The organism is Bordetella genomosp. 12 (assembly GCF_002261355.1).
In the GTDB taxonomy this organism is placed as follows: Bacteria; Pseudomonadota; Gammaproteobacteria; order Burkholderiales; family Burkholderiaceae_B; genus Bordetella.
In genome coordinates this window covers 683,591-705,837 of sequence record NZ_NEVU01000002.1, presented here as the reverse complement: position 1 = coordinate 705,837, position 22,247 = coordinate 683,591, and the positions used below count along the sequence as shown (strand labels likewise).

The window sequence follows — 22,247 nt, the reverse complement described above, 5'->3', positions numbered from 1 at the left end:
CTCAACCCTTATAGACAGCCGGGTCGGGGCCCAGCCGTTTGCCATTGGACAGGCCGTCGATGGCCTGCATGTCTTCACTGCTGAGTTCGAAATCGAACACCTCGATATTGGCCTTGATGCGCGAGGGCGTCACCGACTTGGGGATCACGATCAGGCCGCTTTGCAGATGCCAGCGCAGAATCACCTGTGCCGCCGTTTTTCCCAAACGATGCGCGATCGCGCTGAGGGTGGCGTCATGCAAGGCGCCGCCCTGACCCAAGGGGCTCCAGGACTCGGTGGCAATGCCATGATCGGCATGGAAGGCCCGCAACTCGCGCTGCGCGAACCCCGGATGCAGTTCGATCTGGTTGACCGCAGGAATCACGCCGGTCGACTCCATCAGCAGCGTCAGGTTTTCCCGCGTGAAATTGGACACGCCGATCGACCGCGTCAGGCCGGCCTCGCGCAGCGCTATCATCGTGCGCCAGGCGTCCAGGAAAGACGAACTGCCCGCGATGGGCCAATGAATGAGATAGAGATCCACATAGGCCAGACCCAGCTTGGCCAGGCTGTCTTCCAGTGCCGCCCGAGCGTGCTGGTGGCGGTCATTCCAAAGCTTGGTGGTCACGAACAGCGTATCGCGTGCGCCGCCGGCGGCGCTGATGGCCTGGCCGACGGCGACCTCGTTGCCGTAAATGGCCGCGGTGTCGATCGATCGGTAGCCTGCCTGCAAGGCCGCCGTGACCGCCGCGGCGGCCTCGTCATTGGGGACTTGCCAGACGCCAAACCCAAGCTGGGGCATGGCGTTGCCATCGTTCAAAGGCATGACAGGAACGCGTGTTGCCATACAACCTCCCGGTATCGTCCCGCCTCCTCCGTTGGCGACGGTGTCGAGGACCATCATAGCTGCGTAGGGGATAATTCGGACATCTCCCCTAGCCGGCGGCCCTGAATGCCGCGCCCCCGCCCCACAATGTCCGCCCCTCTTTCCCCTATGCCGCGTGGTAGCCTGGCCACGATCCGCACGCTGCTGCCCTATCTGTGGCCGCCTGGCCGTCCGGGCCTGAAAGCGCGCGTCGTGCTGGCCGTGCTCAGCCTCATCATCGCCAAGGCCGCGCTCGTCTACGTACCCATTCTGTACAAGCAGGCCATCGACGCGCTGGGCCAGGGCACGCCGGGCAAGCTGGTCGTGCCGGTCGGGCTGATCCTGGCCTATGGCGCCGCGCGCGTGCTGTCGCTGCTGTTCTCGGAGTTGCGCGATGCGATCTTCGCGCGCGTGGCGCAGCACGCCATCCGCGCCGTGGGTCTGCAGATCTTCCGGCACTTGCACGGACTGGCGCTGCGTTTTCACCTCGAACGCCAGACAGGCGGGCTGACGCGCGCCATCGAGCGCGGCACCAAAGGCATCCAGACCCTGCTGACCTTTCTGCTGTTCAACGTACTGCCGACGTTCTTCGAGATCGGCCTGGTGTGCGTGGTGCTCTGGAAGATGTTCGACGGCTGGCTGGCGCTGGCCACGGGCCTGACGGTCACGCTGTATCTGGCCTACACCCTCATCGTCACGGAGTGGCGCGCCAAGTTCCGGCGCGAGATGAACGAAACAGACTCTCAGGCCAACACCAAGGCGGTCGAAAGCCTGCTGAACTATGAAACGGTCAAGTACTTCGGCAATGAAGAGCACGAAGCGCGGCGCTACGACGCGTCCTTGCGCAGCTACGAGCGCGCCGCCGTGCGCAGCCAGGTCAGCCTGTCCATCCTGAACATCGGCCAGGCGCTCATCATCTCGGCCGGCCTGACCGTGGTGATGTGGATGGCGGCTCAAGGCATCGCCCAGGGCCGCTACACGCTGGGCGACTTCGTGCTGGTCAATACCTATCTGCTGCAGCTCTATGACCCGCTGAGTTTCTTCGGTTTCATCTACCGCGAGATCAAGCAGGCGCTCATCGATATGGAGCGCATGTTCGAATTGCTGGGCCAGGACCGCGAAGTGGCCGATCAACCCGCCGCGCCCGACCTGCGGCTGCAGGGCGGCACGATCGAATTCCGCGATGTGGGTTTTGGCTATGACGAGCGCCGCCCCATTCTCAAAGGCGTGAGTTTCACGGTCCCGGCGGGCAAGACCGTCGCCGTGGTGGGCAGCTCGGGCGCGGGCAAGTCCACCCTCGCGCGGCTGCTGTTTCGCTTCTACGACGTCAAACAGGGCGCCATCCTGATCGACGGGCAGGACATCCGCACGGTCCGCCAGACCAGCCTGCGCGCTGCCATCGGCGTCGTGCCTCAGGACACCGTGCTCTTTAACGACACGATCCGCTACAACATCGCTTACGGCCGCCCCGAAGCCAGCGAAGCCCAGGTGCATCAAGCCGCCCGCCTGGCGCATATCCACGACCTCGTCATGGGCATGCCGGAGGGCTATGACACCGTCGTCGGCGAGCGTGGGCTGAAGCTGTCCGGCGGCGAGAAGCAGCGCGTGGCGATCGCCCGCACCATCCTCAAGAATCCCTGCATCTTTCTTTTCGACGAGGCCACCAGCGCGCTGGACTCGCACACCGAGCGCGAGATCCAGGACAATCTGCGCGAGGTCAGCCAGGGGCGCAGCACACTCATCATCGCCCACCGCCTGTCCACGGTTGCCGATGCCGACGACATCATCGTACTGGGCGAGGGCCGGGTGGTGGAACGGGGCCGTCACGCTGACCTGCTGGCACGCAAGGGGGTTTATGCCAGCCTGTGGGCCCGGCAGCAGGAATCCGGCGCTCCCATTGCGGTCTGAAACCGTCCCTGCGCGTGGCAAAATGGGCGCCTGCCCACTTATGGAATGCCGGTATGTCTGAACCGACCGCCGTGCGCGTATGCGACGCGCAATCCCTGGTCAATGGCGGGCCAGGGGTCAAACTGCCCGTTACCGACGGCGCGGGCCAGACCACCGTCTTTTTTGTCCGCTATCAGGACAAGGTCTATGGCTATCTCAACCGCTGCACGCATGTCGGCGTCGAGATGGACTGGGAAAACAGTTTTTTCACGCGCGCGGGCGATCTGCTCATGTGCGCGCGGCACGGGGCCACGTTTCAACCGGACACCGGCGTATGCGCCGGCGGCGCAGGCAGAAACAGCCGCCTGACCGCCCTGATGGTCGAGGAACGCGACGGCGCGGTCTACTGGCTGCCGGCGGGCAAGATCCAGCCGCTATGAAAGGGCTCAGGGCGCCAGGCGAAACCCCAGATCCACGCCCCACCTGTCCGTCTCGCGCAGCCACTTGGCGTCGCACTCAATGCAACGGAAATGATCTTCGCGATGGGTCTCCCGCCCTCGCTGCGTTGCTTGCGTATACCCCTGATGACCCAACTGCTGGTGCGGTATCACACCAGAAAGCCCCGGTTGAATCGACTGACACGCAGGACACATCACGCTCATGGCTTCCCTCTTCAATAATTACCAAATTGTAAGGGATAGCCACAACACGAGCTTTCCAGTAACAGAGGCCTGCGCCTGGCCTGTACCGGAGGGACTCAATCGACGCTGACGTAGCCGGTAAACAGGTGATAAGGCGTCGTGCCCGGCATGTCGCGCCGCAGGACCTCGCCCTCCGGGCCCAACACTTCGTGCCAGCCGCCGGCGTGCAGAAACCGCCCGCGCAAGGCCTGCAATTGCCGCAGCCGCTGCGGGCTGGCCACCAGCGCCAGATAGCGCGCGTACTCGGTCTGCGCCCAGATACGCTGCTGGTCATCGATGATGCTGCCATCCAGCGCCAGCGCCGCGCTCACGCCACACGTCTGCGCCGCCACGCCCCGGGCCTCGGCCCAGGCAGCGGCGCGCGGCACCACCGCGGCCAGCTCCAACCCGGCAAACACCTCGGGCGCGCTGGCCAACAGGGCGTACCACTCGAACTGATGACCCGGTTCGATGCGGTTGTTCGCCTCGCCACGGGCAAGCTCGAGAATGCAATGGCTGCCGGCATCGACGTAAACATCGAACACCTGCTGCGCGAGTTCGCGCAGCCGTTGCGCGAACCAGGCGGGTTCGGCCAATGCCGCCGCCGCCAGATAGGCCTCGGTCAAATGCATGACGGGATTCTGCTCGCGGCCGCGCAGGAGCGTGCCATCTGCTGCCCGTGCGGCGATGTAACACCCCTGCGCGTCGCGGAAACGGCTTTCGATATCGCGCACCGTGGCCAGCAGCAGCTTGTGGGCGTCGCTGCGCCGGGTGCGCTCGAAATACACGGCGCAGGCCAGCACGATGAAGGCATGCGTGTAGAGATCCTGCGTGTCATCCAGGGGCTGCCCCGCGGCGTCCACGCTGTAGAACCAGCCGCCGGCCGGATTGCGGAACACCCGCTGCAAGGTGTCGAACAAACGGCCCGCATGCTCCTGACCCTGCGGCGCGCGGGCGTAGATGAAGATCTGCCGCGCACAGGCCATGGCCCGGTATCGCGCCACCGGCAAAGGGCGCGAACTGGTGTCGTCCACCGCTTCGTAGGGCAAGCCGAGGGCGGGATTGAAACCCGCGTTCAGCCACAGGGGCAGCACGACATCGCTATAGTGCTGGCGCAAAAGGGATTGAATATCGGCGAGATCAGAGTGAGACATGCTTGCTGGCAAAAAGAGTGCGTCGCGGCCGACCAGCAGAATAACCCAAGTCCAGCAGCGATCCCCAGAAGCGACGCGGGCCGGTCCACGGTATGTGGCCGGCCCTTGGCGTCGTTGAGGGTTGGGAAGATTAACGATATATGTTTTCGCTCAGCCAATCCTGCGCGAAAGACTCCGCTCTATCGCGTGCTTCATCCAGTGACGTGCACGGGCCCAGGTAAGAAAACGCGGCGTCTATCTCGGTGCCGCCTTCGGCCGTCACGGTAAGCAATACCCCATAGCCGCCTGTATCCATGGCGGCCGTAGACAGGTCTATCAGTACTTCCTGGTCGCGAAGCTGCATAATGGCGTCCTCCCAGTTAGCTTCAAGTCGGCCGGATGACCGTCTTGTTGGAGGGCGGAAAACTCCCGCCTGTACTACTTGGACTGTCCCAATGCTTGCAAGTTCAACCGGCCGGCGAGCCGATTGCGCAACAGTGTGTTCCGCAATACCCCTTAAGCGCGATGAATCGCTCCCGGCCCTTCCATGTGGAGCGCCAGCTTGCCTTTCTCCGTGATCACCAGCTGGCCCTCACGGCCGCGCTCGACACAGCGCAGCGTCAACAACGCCTCGGCAAAGTTCTCAGGCACCTGCGCCGCGTCGCCCTGTTCGGCGATGATTTGCAGCCAATAGGCCAACTCCCCTTGTTGAAACGCGTGCCGTGCCATCTGAACCTCGAAACGAAAAGCGCAGAACATATCATGCCCGCTTCCGCCGCCTTGCGGGGGGCTGAAACACATTTCCCTGCACTTGGCGTGGTGATGACACGCAAACGGGCCGTGCAACCGCCGGCGAGGCCGTCTCGCAACACGGCCGTACCCCTTGCTACATTGCGCAATATTTGCGCAATGCACGAGTGCAGCGCACCAATTCGGCCCGCGATGGGCAGGTCTGAGCCGGCTATGCCACGGTCTTCCCGGGCCAGGCAACCGTCCCCCTGACATTGACGCGTTGCAACCCACACGCATGCGGCAGCGCAACGGCGTTGCGGCCGCGCGAAAACGCCCCAGGAAAACCCTAGGATACTTTCCAAGTCAGGGGCGCAAAATGCATTTACCACAGCATGAACAAGGCGTTGCGACCCCCGCGACGCCGTTGTACCCCCCGGGGGTGTGACGGAGGCAACATGACCTATGTAGCAGTCTGTTCGTTGTTGGTGATCCTGGCCATCGCTGCACTGGCGGTGAAAACCTGGCAATCCGCCGGGACGGAAATCGCGGCCAAGATGTCAGCCGCCCTGGCCGGATCGACGTATGCGTTTCTTCTCATTATTCCGCTGGGCTTTCTGCTCGTCTCTTCATGGGAGTAAAGCGGCAATAAAAAAGATCCCGGTAAATACCGGGATCTTTTTTTGTGGCCAGAACCGCTGATCAATGGCGGCGGCGGATGGCGCCCGCGACACGGCCCAGCAGATACGCGGCCACACCGACGGCCACCAGCGAACCCACCGGATGACGGCGCACCAGCGACTGCACGGTGTCGGCAACGTCATCGATGCTATCCGCCGCCGAGCCCATGGCGCCTTGCACCTTGCCTTCCATCTGGCGCGCCAGCCCGCGCGCGCGCAGCTTGGCGTCCTCGAACACTTCACCGGCGGCCTCTTCACCTCGGCCCGCCAGTTCCTTGGCCTTACCTGTCACTGTATCGATCGACATATTGCAGCTCCTTTGATAGCGCCGCCTCACGGCGGCGCGCCTACCTTAGAGATCCAGCTTGTTGATCTTGGCACCCTCAAGCGAAACGCCCGCCATCAGACCCGTGTTGGTCAGAATGAAGCCGACCACCGGTTTCTGTGCCGAAATGGTGTCAATACGGCCATTGGCGCCGATATTGGCCACCGCCACCGAGGCATCCACGCCAGCCGTCCAGCCATTGCTGTTGCGGAATTTATCCAGCGATTCTTGGGTCATGAACAGCAGAATGACAGCCTTGGATTGCGCGCCAGCCTGGAAACCGACCGAACCGGCGGTGGTGCTGTAGTAGCCGACGTCCTTGCCGCCGACGCGCAGCACGCCCTTGCCGTATTGCGCGCCAACGATGAAGCTGGCGCTGACCACCGACGGGAATACCAGCACGCCCTTGGCCTTCTGAATCAGGGCCGCCGCGTCGGGCGAAGCTTGATTCAGGCGCGACAGCGCGTTATCGGCACCCGAATTGATTTCCTGGCGCTGGCTGGAAGCGGTGCCGCTGTCCTGCGCCTTGGTGGTGGTGCAACCCGTGAAAACCAGTCCTGCCAAAGCAACGGCTGCTGCGGCCATTCCCGCGCGCCGGGTACGAGTATAGGCATTAAACATGGGACCCTCCTTCCGTGGTTGAGGTCGTATTCAGCTTAGCAAAGCCAGACCAACGCATCGCAACAATTTGGCGACAGATCGCCCCAAAAATGTTACTGAACGAAACTTCAAGTGCTTTCAGCCCTGCATTGGTAAGGTATTGTCAGCATTGCACGCCGCAGGTAGGCCCGCAGGCCCCGGCCCGCCCGGCCACTGCCGCAAATCACCGCAATCCGCTAGCATGGCAGCACAGCCGCATGGCGCTTTCCGGCAAGGCAATTCACTCATGCCAGCATCCGATCTCGATGCCACCGATATCCGCATTCTCAACGAACTGCAGCGCGACGCCCGGCTATCCAATGTCGAGCTGGCCCAGCGCGTGAACCTCTCCCCGTCGCCCTGTCTGGCGCGGGTGCGCCGCCTGGAAACCGAAGGCCTGATCGATCGCCGTGTGACGCTGCTCAACGCGCGCAAGCTGGGCTTGAAAGTCAATGTGTTCATCCAGATCTCGCTGGATAAGCAGCGCAAGGCGGCGCTCGATGTGTTTGAGCGCGAAATCGCCGTCCTGCCCGAAATCATGGAGTGCTATCTCATGTCCGGCGACGCGGATTATCTGGTGCGCGCCCTGGTCGAGGATGTCGACGCCCTCGAGCGGCTCATCGTCGAGCGCATCACGCGCATTCCCGGCGTAGCCAGTATCCGCTCCAGTTTCGCGCTCAAACAGGTGCTCTACACCACGGCCGTCCCGCTGCGCTAGGCGCTGCCCGCATCGAGGCGGCTCAAGCGCCCCTGCAGGTGCTTGGCCACCGCCGCATAGTGATCCGCCAGTTCGCGCAGTTGCGCTTCGTCGAGATCTTCGGCATCGACCAGACCGTCGTCGGCGCCCTTGAGCGCCAGCAGCAGTTCGTCGAGCTTCAGGTGAACGGCCTGGCTATCCTTGTTCTGGCTCTGCTGAATCAGAAAAACCATCAGGAAGGTAATGATGGTCGTACCGGTGTTGATGACCAGTTGCCAGGTTTGCGAATAGCCGAAAACAGGCCCGCTCACCGCCCAGCCCAGCACCAGCGCCAGGGCCGTGGCGAAGGCCAGCGAGCTGCCCGCCCAGCGCGTGGCGAAACGGGCGAAATGATCGAAAGCGCTGGCCACACGCGACGGGCCGCGCGAGGCCGAAGGTGTGCTGGCTTGCCTGGAAGGGGAATGCGGCATGGCGGATCTCCGGGGTCTCGGCTCACCGACCATAGCGCAGCGCCCTGCGCCAGGCAATCGCCTACACTGGCGTTTTGCATCAGGAAACACCATGGAAAACCAGGAAGTTCTCGTCGCCTTCGCCCAAGCCATCCAGGAACTGGCCGCCAAGACCGCCACGGCTGAATCCGCCCTGCACTGCCTGATCGAAGCTCAGGACGAGCCCACGCGCGCGCGCTTTGGCGCGGCCTTCGAGAAAATTGCCCGTGGGCTGGTCGAGCCGCGTGCCGACCGCCCCCTGACCGGGCAGGCGCTGGGCCAGTTGACGCTGGCCGTCAATGCCTACCTGGAGGCCGCCGGTCATCCGCCCCTGAAGACGCCCGCGGCCTGACTCCAGGCGCAAATCCGGCTGCCGGGCGGCGGGGTTTCGGGGTAGGATCACACTAGCTGGCGGCGCCTGGCGCGTGATCCGGGCCGCACGCCGCCCAACACCTCAGGGGACGATATGAGCAAGGCAAACGTACTGCGCTTGTTGCATCTTTCCGATACGGATCCGGCCGTGGCGGCGCGTCTGCAGCCCCTGGAACGCTGGGGGATCACCACCGCCGCCGAAGCATTGGCCCAGCTTTCGCGCGAATTCGGCCTGCCGTTCTCGGCGGAAGAGGCCCGCGCCGCGCTGGCCAGCCACGAAGGGCTGCCCCTCTACCTGCCTGGCGCGAGCCATTGGCAGGGCATCAACCGCGACCCGGGCTAGGGCCAGGGCTGGCAAGCCGGCCGGCGCATCGCGCGGCCTGCCTGGTCCCTGCGCGCGATATCGACCCGCCTTCGCGGTTCATGGCATCATTTCGCGCCTGGCCCCGTGCCGACGCTGCCCCGGTTTCGGGCAGGACGCGCGGCGGCCGGCAGTGAAGCACCCATGACGCCACGCCCCTCTCCGAGCGCCCTATGACGCAACAGCCCCGCATTCTGATCAATCGTCCGGTCTTCTTTATCTCGGGCGCCCTCATTCTCGCTTTGGCCCTGTTCGCGGTGTTGGCTCCCGCCCGGGCGCAATGGCTGTTCGGCGCGGTGCAGGACTGGATCTTCGCCAATGCCAGCTGGTTCTACATGCTGGCCGTGGCCACGATTCTGGTGACGATGGTGCTGATCGCGTTCAGCAGTTATGGCGACATCAAGCTGGGCCCGGACCACAGCCAGCCGGACTACCGCGACCCCACCTGGTACGCCATGCTCTTTGCCGCCGGCATGGGGATCGGTCTGATGTTCTTCGGCGTGGCCGAGCCCGTCATGCACTTTCTGGACCCGCCGCTGGGCCAGGGCGGCACGCCCGAAGCCGCGCGCGAGGCCCTGAGCATCACCTTCTTTCACTGGGGTCTGCATGGCTGGGCGGTTTATGCCGCCGTCGCGCTCATCCTGGCGTACTTTTCGTTCCGGCATGGCCTGCCGCTGACCTTGCGTTCGGCGCTCTACCCCATCCTGGGCGACCGCATCTACGGCCCGATCGGCAATGCCGTCGACATCTTCGCCATCATTGGCACCGTGCTGGGTGTGGCGACCTCATTGGGCCTGGGCGTGGCCCAGATGAACGCGGGCCTGAACTATCTGTTCGACGTGCCCATCAGCATCCCCGTGCAGATCGGGCTGATCGTCATCGCCTGCGGCCTGGCCACGCTGTCGGCGGCCAGCGGCCTGGACAAAGGCGTGCGCTACCTGTCCGAAGCCAATATGGTGCTGGCGGTGCTGCTGCTGCTCTTCGTGCTGTTTACCGGTCCCACGGTGTTCCTGCTGCAGGCCTTCGTCGAAAACGTCGGCGTGTACCTGTCCGGCATCGTGGCGCGCACCTTCAACCTGTATGCCTACGACCAGACGGACTGGATCGGCGGTTGGACGCTGTTCTACTGGGGCTGGTGGATCGCGTGGTCGCCTTTCGTGGGCGTATTCATCGCCCGCATTTCGCGCGGACGCAGCATCCGGCAGTTTCTCGGCGGCATGCTGCTGGTGCCCACCGGCTTCACCTTTTTCTGGATGACGGTGTTTGGCGACTCGGCCATCTTCCACATCCTGACCGGGGGCATGTCGGATTTCGGCCAGGCTATCCGTGCCGACAGCACACTGGCCCTGTTCGTCTTCCTCGAGCAGTTCCCCTGGACCACGGTGATGTCCTTCTTCTGCGTGGTGATGGTGCTGATCTTCTTTGTCACCTCGGCCGATACGGGCGCGCTGGTGGTGGACATGCTGGCCTCGGGCGTGGACAACGCCCCTGTCTGGCAACGGGTGTTCTGGTCGATCATGATGGGCGCGCTGGCCATCGCGCTCTTGCTGGCCGACGGTCTGAAGGCGTTGCAAACGGCCACCGTGGCCAGCGCGCTGCCGTTTTCCGTCGTCATTCTGATTGCTATCTATGGCCTGCTCAAGGCGCTGAAACTCGATAGCGCCAAGCGCCGGCTACGTTATCGCAGCACCAGCCGCGGGGCGGTCCGGCCGCAGTCGGAAACCTGGCAGCGCCGCATTCGCAACATGGTGATGATGCCGCGCCGCGCCCATGTGCAGCGCTTTATCGCTGACGTGGCGCGCCCGGCCATGGAAAACGTGGCCGAAGAACTCGCCAAGGAAGGCTATGCCTGCCGCGTCGACGACGGTGAAGACGGCGGCGTCACCCTGCACGTGGCCCATCACGGCCAGTATCTGGACTTCAGCTACACCGTCATGCCCGTGGCCGAGATACGTCCCAGCCTCACGCCCGAAGACGCCCGCGACGAAGAAGAGCGGCGCTATTTCCGTGCCGAAGTCCACCTCGGCGAAGGGGGCCAGGACTATGACATCATGGGCTGGAGCCGCGCCGAAGTCATCGGCGACATCCTGGATCAGTACGAACGCCACCGCCATTACCTGCACGTGGTGAGCTGAGGGCGGACGCCGCCGCCCCGCTTCAGTGCGCGGCCGGCGGCAGCAAGCGCATGCCGGTACGTTGCACGAAGTCCGCGTAGCTGATGGGGGCCTGCACCTTGGCGGCTGAGCTGTTGTCCTGCCAGTGGACCCAGGCGCGCTGGGTGGTGGCGTCATAAACCACTTTGAACAGCGACTGCGGCACGGCGACGCCGGCACCGATGTACCGGGGCTGCGCGGCGTAAACCGGCCCGGTGAACACATACACATCGCCGGCCGCCCGCAGTGCATATTTGCGGGTGTCCTGCTCGATGCGGCTCCACGGCCCGGCATTGTGCTTCTGATCCTGGGGCACCATGTTGGCCAGCGAGAAGCTCTGCGCCATGCCTTCGGCGGTGGCCATGTCCCCAGCCGGCGCCATGTGGCCGCGCGAATACCCCGAGCCGCGATAATCCGCCAGCTCGGCGCGCTCCGCGGCGGGCAGGCGCGCTTCGGGATAGAACCGGTCGGTGCGTGACATGCCCTGCGCCTGGCTCACCGCACTGCGATTCAGGCGCTCGGCCACCACCACGGGCGTTCTGGTCTGGCCATCGTGCAAAATGGCGAAGGACGAGAAACAGAGTTCACGCAACTTGGGACTGGCCGGCACCGCCGGCATCTGCCCTGGCGGGAAAAACTCCGGGCAGTCCGCAAAGCGCGTCTGCAGCATATCGCCGGAGGGCAGCGCCGCGGGCGCGACCTCGGTCTGCGGGGGCCAGCCAAGCCGGGCCAGAATATCCGCCGGCAGCAAGGAAAACTTGGGGCCCAATGCATAGGTCACTGCGCCGAAAGTGGCGACCGATGAAACGATCAGGGCTCGGAAAAAACGTCCCATCCGATGGTTGGAACGAGAGGCTGCCGGGCGGCGCCTGGATTTGGAAACGGTTCGTCTGGTGCGCGTCATGCGGTTTCAAGATTATCCTGCCGCCCAATCAGGGGCAGTTTCAGGGCAGCGATTGTAGATGACCCGCCACCGCGCACCGGGCCGCGAGCGCGGCCGAATAACTTGCCGGCGTCAAAATAGAAAAGGGCTGACCCGATACGACTCAAGGTCAGCCCTGCAATCGGCACGACAGCTGCCGAATTCGATCGCTTAGATCACTTCGATTTTCGTGGCGCAAGGCCCTTTGGGACCCATGCCTTCAACGAAGGTGACGCGTTGATTTTCTTCGAGCGACTTGTAGCCGCTGCCAACGATTTCCGAGAAATGGGCGAAGAGGTCTTTGCCGCCAGACTCCGGCATGATGAAACCAAAGCCCTTTTCGCTGTTAAACCACTTCACTACACCAGTTTCAGTTTTCAATGTATTTCCTAGTTGCGAGAGAGATATTCCCTCGCACCCACTGTGGACTGTCGCCGGGCATAAAGATAGCGGTGTTACCAAATAGTCGGCATTCTGCTGTGGCGCAGCCATGCCTGGGTAACATTATCAAACAGGGACGTACGGATTCCGCGCGCCGTGCAACGGGCAGGCGTTGCTGTACGGCCGCGCCGGCCTGCCGATGAATCATGAAAACACGGCGCGTCCGCCTGAAAACCACGGGCATTTCAAATGCAAAAATCCAACGCCGTATCAATGCATGGCGCTGAATCCCTGGTGTCACGATGGCAAAGGGCTTCCGGCCAAGGCGCCGCCGCCGGCTAAAAACCGTACAGGCGTGCAGGATTGAGCGCCAATACCTGCCGGCGCAGGCCGGGATCGGCCAGCCAGTCCCCGATCTCCCTGACCAGGCGCGCGGGCGGCACGTCGCGATAAGCACTGACCTGCGTCGCCCGTTTGCCCGGCTCGCGATTCGTGTGCGGCCAGTCGCTGGCCCACAGCGCGCGCTCCGCATTGCGCGCCACGATGGCATGCGCCAGGGCAGCCACATTGGCGGCCTGGGCGGGGTCATCGGGATCCGCGGCGACACGATAGGCGCCCGACAGTTTGATATAGGCCTTGCCCTGCCCCACCAGGTCCAGCACCTGCTGCACGCGGCGATCTTGCAGCGGCAAGTGCGCCGGAATCATGGCAAAGTGATCCAGCACCACGGGAACGGCCAGACGGGCCAGCGCCGGCGCGGCAGCGGCGATGGCCTCCAGTGAGGCGTAGACCTGGATGTGCCAGCCTTGGCCCGCCAGCCTGGCGGACCAGGCCGACAAGGCCCGGCTGACCGTGGCCGCGTCACTGGCCCCCGTGCTTTCCAGATTGACGCGCAAGCCGCGCACGCCTGCCTCGTGCAGGCGCGCGAGTTGCTCATCGGAGACATCGTCGCCAACCACCGCCACGCCGCGCGCCGCACCCTGCAAAGCCAGCAGGCTGTCGACCAGCAGGCGATTGTCATCGCCATAGATACTGGGCTGAACGATCACGGCGCGGGCCAGGCCCAGGCGCTGCAGGTGGCTGCGCAGGGCCGCGACGGAAGCCGGTCCCGGGGTGTAGTGCCGGTCCGGCAGCATGGGATAGTCGGCGGGCTGCCCCACCACGTGCACATGGCAATCGCAGGCATGGGAAGGCAGTGCCGCATCCATGCTCAGCCCTCCAGCAAACGGGTGACAAAAGCGGCGCCCGCCTCGCGCGTGCCCAGCTTGCCGCCGACATCGCGGGTGCATTCCTGCGCCAGAATCGTCTTGGCGATGGTGGCCTCGATGGCAGACGCGGCCTGGGTGTAGACCGGATTGCCGGTCTTCTGACCATGCCAGTTCAAGAGCATGGCGCCAGACAGTATCAACGAGATGGGGTTGGCGATGTTCTGCCCGGCGATATCCGGCGCGGAGCCGTGCGCGGCCTGGCCCATGGCGTAGTCACGGCCCGCGTTCAGCGAACCGCCCAGCCCGAGGCTGCCCGACAGCTCGGCCGTCAGATCGGAAAGGATGTCGCCGAACATATTGGTCGTGACGATGACGTCGTAGCGCTGCGGCGCGCGCACCACATGCGCCATCATGGCGTCGACGATCACATCGTCGACCCGTACTTGCGGAAACTCCTGGGCCACCTGGCGGCACATGTCGAGGAACATGCCGTCGCCCAGCTTGAGCACGTTGGCCTTGTGAACCAGGGTGACATGCTTGTTGCGCGTCATGGCCAGTTCGAAAGCGGTGCGCGCGATGCGTTCGCAGCACTGGCGCGTGATCCGGCGCAAGGAGACCACCACATCCGGCGTAATCAGCATTTCGCTGCCGCCGGAGGCCACGTTGCGGTCGGCGTAGAAGCCTTCCGTATTTTCACGCACGACCACCAGATCGAACTCGCCCAGACGCGCCGGCATCCCCGGGTAAGTGCGGGCCGGGCGGATATTGGCATGCAGATCGAGATTCTTGCGGAAGTACATCGAGGGATTGATCTCGCCGCGCGCCTCATCCTTGAAATCATAGGTGGCCATGGGCCCGAGCATCAGGCCATCGGCCGCCTTGACCTTCTCCAGCAAGGCCGGCGTGACAGTGGCGCCATGCCGCTTGAGGCTTTCATGCCCGGCAAGCTCATGCTCGAATTGCAGGCCCAGGCCGAAACGGCGCGACGCGGCCTCGAGCACGTCGACGGCCACCGCCATGGTTTCGGGACCGATGCCATCGCCGGGGAGTACAACGATTTTCATGGAGAGTTTTCCTGTCTGAGTAACGGCCGGGCTTAATCGACCTGAACCCCGGTGGCTTGCACCAGGTTTTGATATTTGGCGGCTTCGCTGCGCACGAAGGCCGTGAATTCCTCGGGGCTGTTGGCGCGCACCGCCGCGCCATCGCCTTCGAGGCGCGACTTGATGGCCGGCTCGGCCAAAATGGCGTTGAGCCGCGCATTCAACTGCGCGACCACCGTGGCCGGAGTCTGGGCCGGCGCGAACAAGCCGCCCCAGAGACTGAACTGAAAGTCCGGCACGAGGGTTTCGCTGATGGTGGGCACGGCGGGCAGCACCGCCAGACGCTGCCGCGAGGATACCGCCAGCGCGCGCAGGCGGCCGCTGTTGATATGCGGCATGGCGGCCGACGCACTGGAGAAGAAAAAGCCGACATGGCCGCCCAGCAAGTCCGCCATGGCCTGCCCCGCGCCTTTATAGGGAGCATGGATCATCTGCGTCTGGGTGCCCAGCGCCAGCGCCGCAGCGGCCAGATGCCCCGGCGTGGCGGTGCCGGAGGAAGCATAGGCCACGGTATCGGGCTTGGCGCGCGCGGCGGCAATCAACGCGCCCAGATCGGCATAGGGTGAGTTCTCGGGCACGGCCAGCACCAGGGGCGAATCGCCGACCAGAATCACCGGGGCGAACTCGCGCAGCGGATCATAGCCCAGGGACTTCATGGCGTAGGGGTTGACGGCCATCTCACCGGTCTGGCCCAGCAGCAGCGTGTAGCCGTCGGCGGGCGCACGCAGCACAAGGCGTGAACCCACCGCCCCCGAGGCGCCAGGCCGGTTCTCGACGATAAAAGTCTGCTTGAGCTCCGTGCCCAGGCGCTCGGCCAGCAAGCGGGCAAAGACGTCGCCCTGCCCGCCCGGCGCATACGGCACGATGATCGTGACCGGGCGGGACGGGTAAGTCTCGGCGGCACGGGCCGCGCCGGCCACCGCCCAGACCAGGCCGCCGGCGGCGCCCTGCAACAGGCGTCGGCGGATGGGGCTGGCCGGATGTTGATGATGATGCATGCTGTCTCCTCGTTGTTCGTGTCTGTGTCAGTCCAGCGCCATGCCCGATTGCTTCACCACGCCCTGCCACATCTGCAGTTCCGCGGCGAGCGCCTCTGCGAATTCCTCCGGCGTGCCGCGTATGGCTTGCGCACCCTCGTGGCTCAAGCGTTCGGCAAGCAGTTTGTCGGCGGCGGCATCATTGATCGACTGATTGAGTTTGGCGATGATCCCGGCTGGCGTGCCGGCCGGCGCCAGCACTCCCCACCACGTCGTGATGTCGAAGTCCGCGACGCCGGCTTCGGCCACCGTCGGAGTGTCCGGAAAGAGCGGCGAACGCGTTTTGCCCGTGACCGCCAGCAGATCGACGCGCTGATCCCGCACCTGGGAAAGAATGGTGGGCACCGTGGCGAAAAACACCTGCACGCGTCCGGCCAGCAGGTCGACCGTCGCCGGGCCGCTGCCCTTATAGGGCACATGCGTCATGGCCGCCTGGGTCTTCTGCTTGAACAGTTCGCCGGCCAGATGATTGATGCTGCCGTTACCCGCCGAGCAGAAGTTCAGCTCCGCCTCCGGTTTGGCGGCCAGCGCGCGCAAGTCGGCGATGGACTTCAGGTTCAGGTCCTTGGCCGTGACCACGAACAGCGGGCCGCGGCCCAGCATCGCGATGGGCGCGAAGGACTTGAGCACGTCATAGTTGGTGCTGATGCCGGCCGCCGCATTCGTCACGAAGGTCGACGTGGCGAACAGCAAGGTGTAGCCATCAGGGCGCGCGTTGGCCACCAGCGAGGCGCCGATCGAGCCTCCGCCGCCGCCCCGGTTCTCCACGACCACGGGCTGGCCCAGTTTGTCGGCCAGCGTGCGCGCCATATCGCGCGCGATGCTATCGGTGCCGCCGCCGGCCGCAAAAGGCACGACCAGCGTAATGGGGCGGTCGGGATAGCTGGCGACGGCGTCCGCTGCGGCCGCGCCGAACGCGGGCAATACGAGGGCCAGCCCCGCCAGCAGCCGCCGGGGGGATAGGTTGAACTGCTTCATCGACTTGTCTCCGATCGATGGCCGCGCTCAGCCCTGGCGCAGCATCTTTAGGCGTTCCAGCAGGGCCTGGTGAATATGGTGTCGGGCCGCGTCTTGCGCGCCTTGCACGTCGCGGGCACGGATGGCATCTACGATGGCCTGGTGCTCCTGATGCGAGCGCTCGGCCCGCTGCGGCGAACTCAGCGTGCTGCGTCCGAGCAAATAGGTGGTCTCCGTCAAGGATTGCAGCGATCGCAGCAAATAGCGGTTGTGCGCGGCGCTGTAGATGGCTTGATGAAAACGCAGATTCTGTGTGACGGGATCGCCGTGGTCGCCCTCATCGAGCAAGGCTTGCATGTTGGCGATCTCCGCATCGGTGGCGTGACGCGCGGCGAAGGCGGCTGCCGCGCCCTCCAGCACCTCGCGCATGGAATACAGCTCACCCACCTCCTGCTGATCCATGGTGGTCACCACCAGGCCCCGTCCGGGCTCATGGGTGATGAGGCCCTCATCCTGGATGCGCTTGAGCGCTTCACGCACGGGCGTGCGGCCCATCGCCAGCAGATCGGCGACCTCGACTTCGCGCAGCCGGTCGGCGGGCGTGAACATCCCGCCAAGGATGCGCCGCTTGATCTCGGTATAGGCCGCGAAGGCTTGGGAATTGCGCGTGGGAATAGGCACGGTGATCTCGCTTGTTTTGTATATTTTTGCATACAAAAAAGAAGGGCGCAAACGTCCTGCCGCCGCTGGCCCGGCGACACGGCGGATATCCGGCTGCCGCAAGACGCTAACCCCGCTTGCGGCCCTCCCGGATCCGACCGCGCGGCCCCAGCCCATCGCTCTGCGATCCGCACGTTTACATTCATTAATACTATGTAATATTCTGTCCGCTCCGTGACCCCGCCACGTCTGGCGCGGGAGCGGACAGGACTGTCGAAGCAGGATGTCCCCAGCCGCCGGGCGGCCCGCGTCCCACCGCCGTCCGCCCACCCCTGGACCTCGCAGCATGCCGTTCACGCTCCTTTCCGTCCCCGCCGCGCAGGCGCCCGGCAACACCACGGAGCGCGACCGCAAGCGCCCGGGGGTCTGGCGCTCTCACTGCTGGCGGGCGGCTCCCTTTTCCTGAATGCTGCCCAGGCCGACGGCCTGGTGACCACAGGTCCGAACTACTTTCAAAGTCCCAGCACGACCTTTCTGTTCGGCGCCGACGGCCTGGCCGGTCTGGATGCCACGGGAAACCATTCCTGCGCCAGCGGCCCGGTGCCGGGCACCGACGCGCTGACCGCACCCAGCGTGACCCGCACGGTGGTGTTCAACCCCGCCGGCGGCAGTTTCAATGGCACCATTGTCGCCGCAGGCTGTTCCGGCGGCACGGTTGGGGCCGGTGGCAACGGGGGGTCAGCCTCGAGCAAATCGGCCGGCGCTGACGGCGCCGTGCAGGATGCGGCGGCGGCCGCCTACACCGGCCTGGTCGGCAAGACCGTGGGCAAGGTCACGCTATCCATCGCTAAAAAGCTCACCCCCAGCGATGGCGCGGGGTCCGCGCAGGACGAACAACAAGCCGATAACGGCGCCGGAGCGGCCCTGGCCATCGGCGGCGCGGGCAGCGCAGGCGGCAGCGGCGGCCTGGTGGGCGTGAGCAGCTCGGCCGCCATCACCACCCAAGGCAACTTGTCCAATGGCATTTTCGCCCAGTCCGTCGGCGGCGGCGGCGGCAACGGCGGCGCCAGCAGCACCGACGCCAGCGGCGGCAACGCCTCGGCCTCGCTCAGTCTCGGCGGCTCGGGAGGGCCGGGAGGCAACGCGGGCATGGTCGCCGTCTCCAACAGCGGCACCATCCGCACCAGCGGGACGCAATCCCATGGCATCTTCGCGCAGTCCGTGGGCGGCGGCGGCGGCAATGGCGGCTCAGCGGTCAGCACCTCGTCCAGCGGCGGCAAGGCCGCGGCCTCCTTCGGCCTGGGCGGATCGGGCGCAGGCGGCGGCGCCGCGGGCGCCGTGGCGGTCCTCAATACCGGTGACATCGGTACGCTGGGCGCGAACTCGGCGGGCATCTTCGCGCAATCGGTCGGTGGCGGCGGCGGCAATGGCGGCGCCGCCTCCAGCGCCGCGTCGGCGGCAGCCGCCGCCAAAGGCGACGGCAAGACCAGCGCCTCGACCGGCACCCAATCCACGGCATCGGCGCCTACCGGCGACAGCAACGCCGCCACCGCCGGAACGGTGCCAGCCGCCGGCAGCACCTCCCAGCCCAAAGGGTCGGGGGACGGATCTGACGGCGGCTACGCGGCCGGCCTGTCACTGGGCGGCGCGGGCGGTGCCGGCAGCGCCGGCGCGGCGGTGACGGTCACCCATCAGGGCACCATCGTCACTGGCAGCGCCGTGGCGGTCGGCGCCCAATCACCGGCCATCTTTGCCCAATCCGTGGGCGGCGGCGGTGGCAATGGCGGCGCCAGCAGCAGCAATGCCGACGCCGGTAAAGCCAGCGTGGCGCTGTCTTTGGGCGGCATCGGCGCGGGTGCCGGAGCGGGCGGCATGGTGACGGTCAACGCCACGGGCGCCCTGCTGACCTATGCCGACAACTCCGCCGGCATCTTTGCCCAATCGGTGGGAGGCGGCGGCGGATCCGGCGGCGCGGTCAACACGGCCGCGTCGGCCGGCAACACTTCTTCGACCGAGGACAACAGCGCCTCGAACGGCAGCGCCGGCAGTAGCGCCTCCGCCGCCAGTGGCGTGGCCGTCTCGGCCGGCCTGGGCGGCACGGGCGGCGGCGGCGGCGCAGGCGGCGCGGTCACCGTGAGCGTGGCCAGCAGCATCAGCACGTTCGGCACGCAGTCCACCGCGCTGTTCGCCCAATCGGTGGGCGGCGGCGGCGGCGTGAGCGCCTTCGCCAGCGCGGGCAGCGGAGTGGGCGTGCTCAACAGCGCCTCGCTGGGCGGCAGCGGCGGCACCGGCGGCAACGGCGGCGCCGTCAGCGTCAGCAGCGATCAGGACATCGCCACCTTCGGCATGCAGTCTATCGGCCTGCTGGCGCAGAGCCTGGGCGGCGGCACGACCGTGGCGGCCACGGCCGGCAGCAATCCCTTCAGCGGCGGGGTCAATCTGGGCGGCCGTGCCGGCGTGGCCGGCACGGGCGGTACCGTGACAGTGGCCTTGAGCGGCAGCGTCGCGACGACGGCGGCCCTCTCGCCCGCAGTGGTGGCTCAATCGGTGGGCGGCGGCGGCGGCGTGAGCCTGACCCAGGCCAGCAATGTGGACCTGGGCGCGGTGTCCTCGGGCCACAGCCTGGGCGTGGCAGCCAGCGACGTGACCGTCACCAGCTCGGCCGCCGTGAGCACCACCGGCGCAGGATCCCTGGGAATCGTCGCGCAAAGCATCGGCGGCGGCGGCGGCCTGGCTTACGCCACGGGCAGCGCCACGCTGGGCGGAGGGCCAAGCGGCGCGAATGCCGGCGCGGTCACCGTCACCAGCAACGGCGCCATCACGACCCGCGGCATCAACGCCTACGGCATTCTGGCGCAGTCCGTCGGCGGCGGAGGCGGCGCGGTCATCTCCACCGGTGGCGCGGTGACCGCGCACCTGGAATCGGGCAGCGGCAACGCCGCGGCCGTCACGGTCAACGTCAACGCTCCCATCACCACCACGGGCGCGGGTGCGCACGGCGTGGTGGCGCAATCGGTGCGTGGCGGCGGCGGTCTGGTCCTCAACGGCACGACGACCCAGTTCCTGGGCGGCACATCCGGCAGCAGCGGGCTGGTCCATGTCGTGGTCGCCGACAAGGTGACCATTTCAGCGACCGGCGCCGGGGCCTCGGCCATCAAGACCATGTCGTCGACCGACCCCATCGTCGACGTCGGCCGGGGCTCGACGCTGATAGGCGGCTCGGGAGGCAGCGCGGTGGACTTCGAAGGCCCCACCAACCAGCTCAACAACCGGGGCAATCTCGCCAACATCGACGGTGCGGAAGGCCTGGCCGTGCGCACGCTGAGCGGCGACACCACCGTCAGCAACGCCGGGACGCTGCAAGGCAATGTCCAGCTTGCTCAGGGCGCCAGCAACCTGCTGCACAATCTGGCCGGCGGCGTGATCGTGGCCGGCAGTGCGATCGACCTGGGCGGCGGCCTGCTGCGCAACGAAGGGGTCCTCAAAAGCGGCGCGGCCCAGGGCGTGACGCGCATCTCGGGCGATCTGCGCCAGGAATCCTCGGGCATCCTCGAGTTGCGCGTGGATCACGCCGGCGCCACGGTGGACACCTTCGAAGTCAGCGGCGCGGCCCAGTTGGCCGGCAAGCTGCAGGCCTCCTTCCTCAATGCCGGTCAAATCAAGCCTGGCACGACCGATCTGGGCGACTTCCTGCGTGCCAGCGGTCCGGTCGATGTGTCTGGCCTGACGCTGGGCAATACCGCCATCATGACGTTCGGACTACGCCAGGAGGGCAGCACACTGAAGCTGAGTTCCTCGGCGGACTTCAGCCCGCAAGGCCTCAATAGCGACGGCGCGCGCCTTGGCGCACTCATCGGCCTGGCGCAAAGCCGGGGGCTGACTCACTTCGAGCGCCCGGTCGAAAAACTGGTGGAAGTGCCCACCGTCGAACGTCTGAACCAAGCCTATTGGAATGTCAGCGGAGCGGCGGCGTCCTCGGCCGCCCTTGCCGGCATGCGCCTGGATACGGCGTTCAGCCGCGCCCTGCTGCAAAGGCAGAACGCCTTGCGCGGCGCGACCGAGTCCGCCGGACAGGGCGAACCGGATAACGGCGTCTGGGCGCAAATCTATGGCGACACCAGCAGCATGGGCCTGGACCGCAAACAATCCGAAGCAAGCCTGGATACGCGCGGCTTTGGTCTGGCCATCGGCATGGACCGGCGTGTCGCGGCCCACACGACGGTGGGGGTTGCCGTGGGCGTGGGCGTATCGCGCTTCGATGCGGGCGACACCTATCGCGGCCACGACAACCTGCTGCAACTGGGCGCCTTTGCCAGACAGGAATTCGGCCCGGCGTATGCCTCTGCCGCGGTGTCATACAACCAGCATCGCATGACAGGCAAGCGCACGCTGCAATTGCTCAATGCGGCGTATGACAGCGATTTCGATGCGCACGGTGTGACGGCTCGACTGGAAAGCGGCTGGCGCCTGAACCTGCCGGATGGCTACGGCTTCACGCCTTACGCCGCCGTGCAGGCCCAGCGCTTCACGACACCTGGCTATGACGAATCGGCCAAATATGAGGCGCCCGGCCAACTCGCGCTGAACTACGAGCGCCGCTCGGTCACTCAGTTGCGCACCGAACTTGGCACGTCACTGGATCGCGTCTACGCCCTGCCAGGCGGCCGATCGCTGGCCCTGCGCACGTCTGCAGCGTGGGCACACGCGCATACGCGTAACCCGCGGGTCGAGACCTCACTGCGCAACCTGCCCGACGACTCGCTGGCCGCCAGCGGCATCGCCCCCGTGGCCGACACCGCCCTGCTGTCGGCCTTCACGGAATTGCGCCTGGCCAGCGGCCTGGCGGTCGGATTGCAAGTGCAAGGCGAGTTCGGGCATCGCTATCAGTCGGGCAGCACACGCGCCACGCTGCGTTATCAATGGTGAGCCGCGGCGCGCCATGCCGGGGCCAAGGCTGCCTCTAGCAACCTGGCTCCGGCGCAACGCCCCTG

General features: G+C 65.8%; 23 protein-coding genes. 8 read left to right on the top strand and 15 right to left on the bottom strand.

The window, feature by feature from the left end; translation table 11 throughout:
* Position 1 precedes the first annotated feature (1 nt).
* Positions 2-805 carry an aldo/keto reductase gene (locus CAL22_RS08615; protein ID WP_094812239.1) on the bottom strand — a complete coding sequence of 268 codons (804 nt, stop codon included), beginning with the start codon at positions 803-805 and terminating at the stop codon, positions 2-4.
* A 147-nt stretch (positions 806-952) separates the two neighbouring features.
* Between CAL22_RS08615 and CAL22_RS08610 the strand changes: the two genes are divergently transcribed.
* Both CAL22_RS08610 and CAL22_RS08605 read left to right on the top strand, forming a co-directional pair.
* Complete coding sequence (locus CAL22_RS08610) at positions 953-2,752, top strand: ABCB family ABC transporter ATP-binding protein/permease (protein ID WP_094812237.1); 1,800 nt, start codon at positions 953-955, stop codon at positions 2,750-2,752.
* Positions 2,753-2,805: 53 nt separating this feature from the next.
* On the top strand, positions 2,806-3,171 hold the full coding sequence (locus CAL22_RS08605) for a Rieske (2Fe-2S) protein (protein WP_094812235.1): 366 nt from the start codon (positions 2,806-2,808) through the stop codon (positions 3,169-3,171).
* Between the two features lie 6 nt (positions 3,172-3,177).
* On the opposite strand, the gene CAL22_RS21460 is transcribed toward CAL22_RS08605, so the two are convergent.
* From CAL22_RS21460 to CAL22_RS08585, 4 genes are all read right to left on the bottom strand, one after another.
* Positions 3,178-3,393, bottom strand: coding sequence for a hypothetical protein (locus CAL22_RS21460; protein WP_094812233.1), 216 nt, complete (start codon positions 3,391-3,393; stop codon positions 3,178-3,180).
* Between the two features lie 95 nt (positions 3,394-3,488).
* Positions 3,489-4,565 (bottom strand): AGE family epimerase/isomerase, encoded by a 1,077-nt coding sequence (locus CAL22_RS08595; protein WP_094812231.1) that lies wholly within the window; start codon positions 4,563-4,565, stop codon positions 3,489-3,491.
* Between the two features lie 130 nt (positions 4,566-4,695).
* Positions 4,696-4,908, bottom strand: a complete 213-nt coding sequence (locus CAL22_RS08590; RefSeq protein ID WP_094812229.1) for a hypothetical protein — start codon at positions 4,906-4,908, stop codon at positions 4,696-4,698.
* Between the two features lie 152 nt (positions 4,909-5,060).
* Positions 5,061-5,273, bottom strand: a complete 213-nt coding sequence (locus tag CAL22_RS08585) for a hypothetical protein (RefSeq protein WP_244193819.1) — start codon at positions 5,271-5,273, stop codon at positions 5,061-5,063.
* Between the two features lie 458 nt (positions 5,274-5,731).
* Between CAL22_RS08585 and CAL22_RS08580 the strand changes: the two genes are divergently transcribed.
* On the top strand, positions 5,732-5,914 hold the full coding sequence (locus CAL22_RS08580) for a hypothetical protein (protein WP_094812225.1): 183 nt from the start codon (positions 5,732-5,734) through the stop codon (positions 5,912-5,914).
* A gap of 61 nt (positions 5,915-5,975) precedes the next feature.
* Here CAL22_RS08580 and CAL22_RS08575 read toward each other — a convergent pair whose 3' ends face one another.
* A complete protein-coding gene (locus tag CAL22_RS08575) occupies positions 5,976-6,260 on the bottom strand; it encodes a CsbD family protein (protein ID WP_094812223.1) in 285 nt (94 codons plus the stop codon).
* A 45-nt stretch (positions 6,261-6,305) separates the two neighbouring features.
* The gene (locus tag CAL22_RS08570; RefSeq protein WP_094812221.1) at positions 6,306-6,899 is read right to left on the bottom strand and encodes a BPSL1445 family SYLF domain-containing lipoprotein; all 594 of its coding nucleotides are present in this window, start codon (positions 6,897-6,899) and stop codon (positions 6,306-6,308) included.
* Between the two features lie 265 nt (positions 6,900-7,164).
* On the opposite strand from CAL22_RS08570, the gene CAL22_RS08565 reads away from it, so the two are divergent.
* A complete protein-coding gene (locus tag CAL22_RS08565; protein WP_094812218.1) occupies positions 7,165-7,635 on the top strand; it encodes an Lrp/AsnC family transcriptional regulator in 471 nt (156 codons plus the stop codon).
* Here the strand turns inward: CAL22_RS08565 and CAL22_RS08560 are convergent.
* Positions 7,632-8,084: a low affinity iron permease family protein gene (locus tag CAL22_RS08560; RefSeq protein WP_094812216.1), complete on the bottom strand. Its 453-nt coding sequence runs from the start codon at positions 8,082-8,084 to the stop codon at positions 7,632-7,634. The two genes, CAL22_RS08565 and CAL22_RS08560, sit on opposite strands and share 4 nt — an antisense overlap.
* A gap of 91 nt (positions 8,085-8,175) precedes the next feature.
* Between CAL22_RS08560 and CAL22_RS08555 the strand changes: the two genes are divergently transcribed.
* The 3 genes from CAL22_RS08555 to CAL22_RS08545 all read left to right on the top strand — a co-directional run bounded on the left by CAL22_RS08555 (position 8,176) and on the right by CAL22_RS08545 (position 10,970).
* Positions 8,176-8,454, top strand: coding sequence for a hypothetical protein (locus CAL22_RS08555; RefSeq protein WP_094812214.1), 279 nt, complete (start codon positions 8,176-8,178; stop codon positions 8,452-8,454).
* A gap of 114 nt (positions 8,455-8,568) precedes the next feature.
* Positions 8,569-8,817 (top strand): hypothetical protein, encoded by a 249-nt coding sequence (locus tag CAL22_RS08550; RefSeq protein ID WP_094812212.1) that lies wholly within the window; start codon positions 8,569-8,571, stop codon positions 8,815-8,817.
* A 191-nt stretch (positions 8,818-9,008) separates the two neighbouring features.
* The gene (locus tag CAL22_RS08545) at positions 9,009-10,970 is read left to right on the top strand and encodes a BCCT family transporter (RefSeq protein ID WP_094812209.1); all 1,962 of its coding nucleotides are present in this window, start codon (positions 9,009-9,011) and stop codon (positions 10,968-10,970) included.
* Between the two features lie 22 nt (positions 10,971-10,992).
* Here the strand turns inward: CAL22_RS08545 and CAL22_RS08540 are convergent, their stop codons facing one another.
* The 7 genes from CAL22_RS08540 to CAL22_RS08510 form a co-directional block, all read right to left on the bottom strand.
* Positions 10,993-11,823, bottom strand: coding sequence for a DNA/RNA non-specific endonuclease (locus CAL22_RS08540; protein ID WP_167383580.1), 831 nt, complete (start codon positions 11,821-11,823; stop codon positions 10,993-10,995).
* Between the two features lie 258 nt (positions 11,824-12,081).
* Positions 12,082-12,291: a cold-shock protein gene (locus CAL22_RS08535; protein WP_094812207.1), complete on the bottom strand. Its 210-nt coding sequence runs from the start codon at positions 12,289-12,291 to the stop codon at positions 12,082-12,084.
* Between the two features lie 338 nt (positions 12,292-12,629).
* On the bottom strand, positions 12,630-13,499 hold the full coding sequence (locus CAL22_RS08530) for an amidohydrolase family protein (protein WP_244193818.1): 870 nt from the start codon (positions 13,497-13,499) through the stop codon (positions 12,630-12,632).
* 2 nt (positions 13,500-13,501) lie between these two features.
* The gene (locus tag CAL22_RS08525; RefSeq protein ID WP_094812205.1) at positions 13,502-14,563 is read right to left on the bottom strand and encodes an isocitrate/isopropylmalate dehydrogenase family protein; all 1,062 of its coding nucleotides are present in this window, start codon (positions 14,561-14,563) and stop codon (positions 13,502-13,504) included.
* Between the two features lie 32 nt (positions 14,564-14,595).
* Positions 14,596-15,600, bottom strand: a complete 1,005-nt coding sequence (locus tag CAL22_RS08520; RefSeq protein ID WP_094812203.1) for a Bug family tripartite tricarboxylate transporter substrate binding protein — start codon at positions 15,598-15,600, stop codon at positions 14,596-14,598.
* 27 nt (positions 15,601-15,627) lie between these two features.
* Positions 15,628-16,617 (bottom strand): tripartite tricarboxylate transporter substrate binding protein, encoded by a 990-nt coding sequence (locus CAL22_RS08515; protein WP_094812201.1) that lies wholly within the window; start codon positions 16,615-16,617, stop codon positions 15,628-15,630.
* A 27-nt stretch (positions 16,618-16,644) separates the two neighbouring features.
* On the bottom strand, positions 16,645-17,277 hold the full coding sequence (locus CAL22_RS08510; protein WP_094813533.1) for a GntR family transcriptional regulator: 633 nt from the start codon (positions 17,275-17,277) through the stop codon (positions 16,645-16,647).
* Between the two features lie 468 nt (positions 17,278-17,745).
* Between CAL22_RS08510 and CAL22_RS08505 the strand changes: the two genes are divergently transcribed.
* Entirely contained in the window at positions 17,746-22,182 is a 4,437-nt protein-coding gene (locus CAL22_RS08505) for an autotransporter outer membrane beta-barrel domain-containing protein (RefSeq protein WP_094812199.1), read from the top strand.
* Positions 22,183-22,247: the final 65 nt, after the last annotated feature.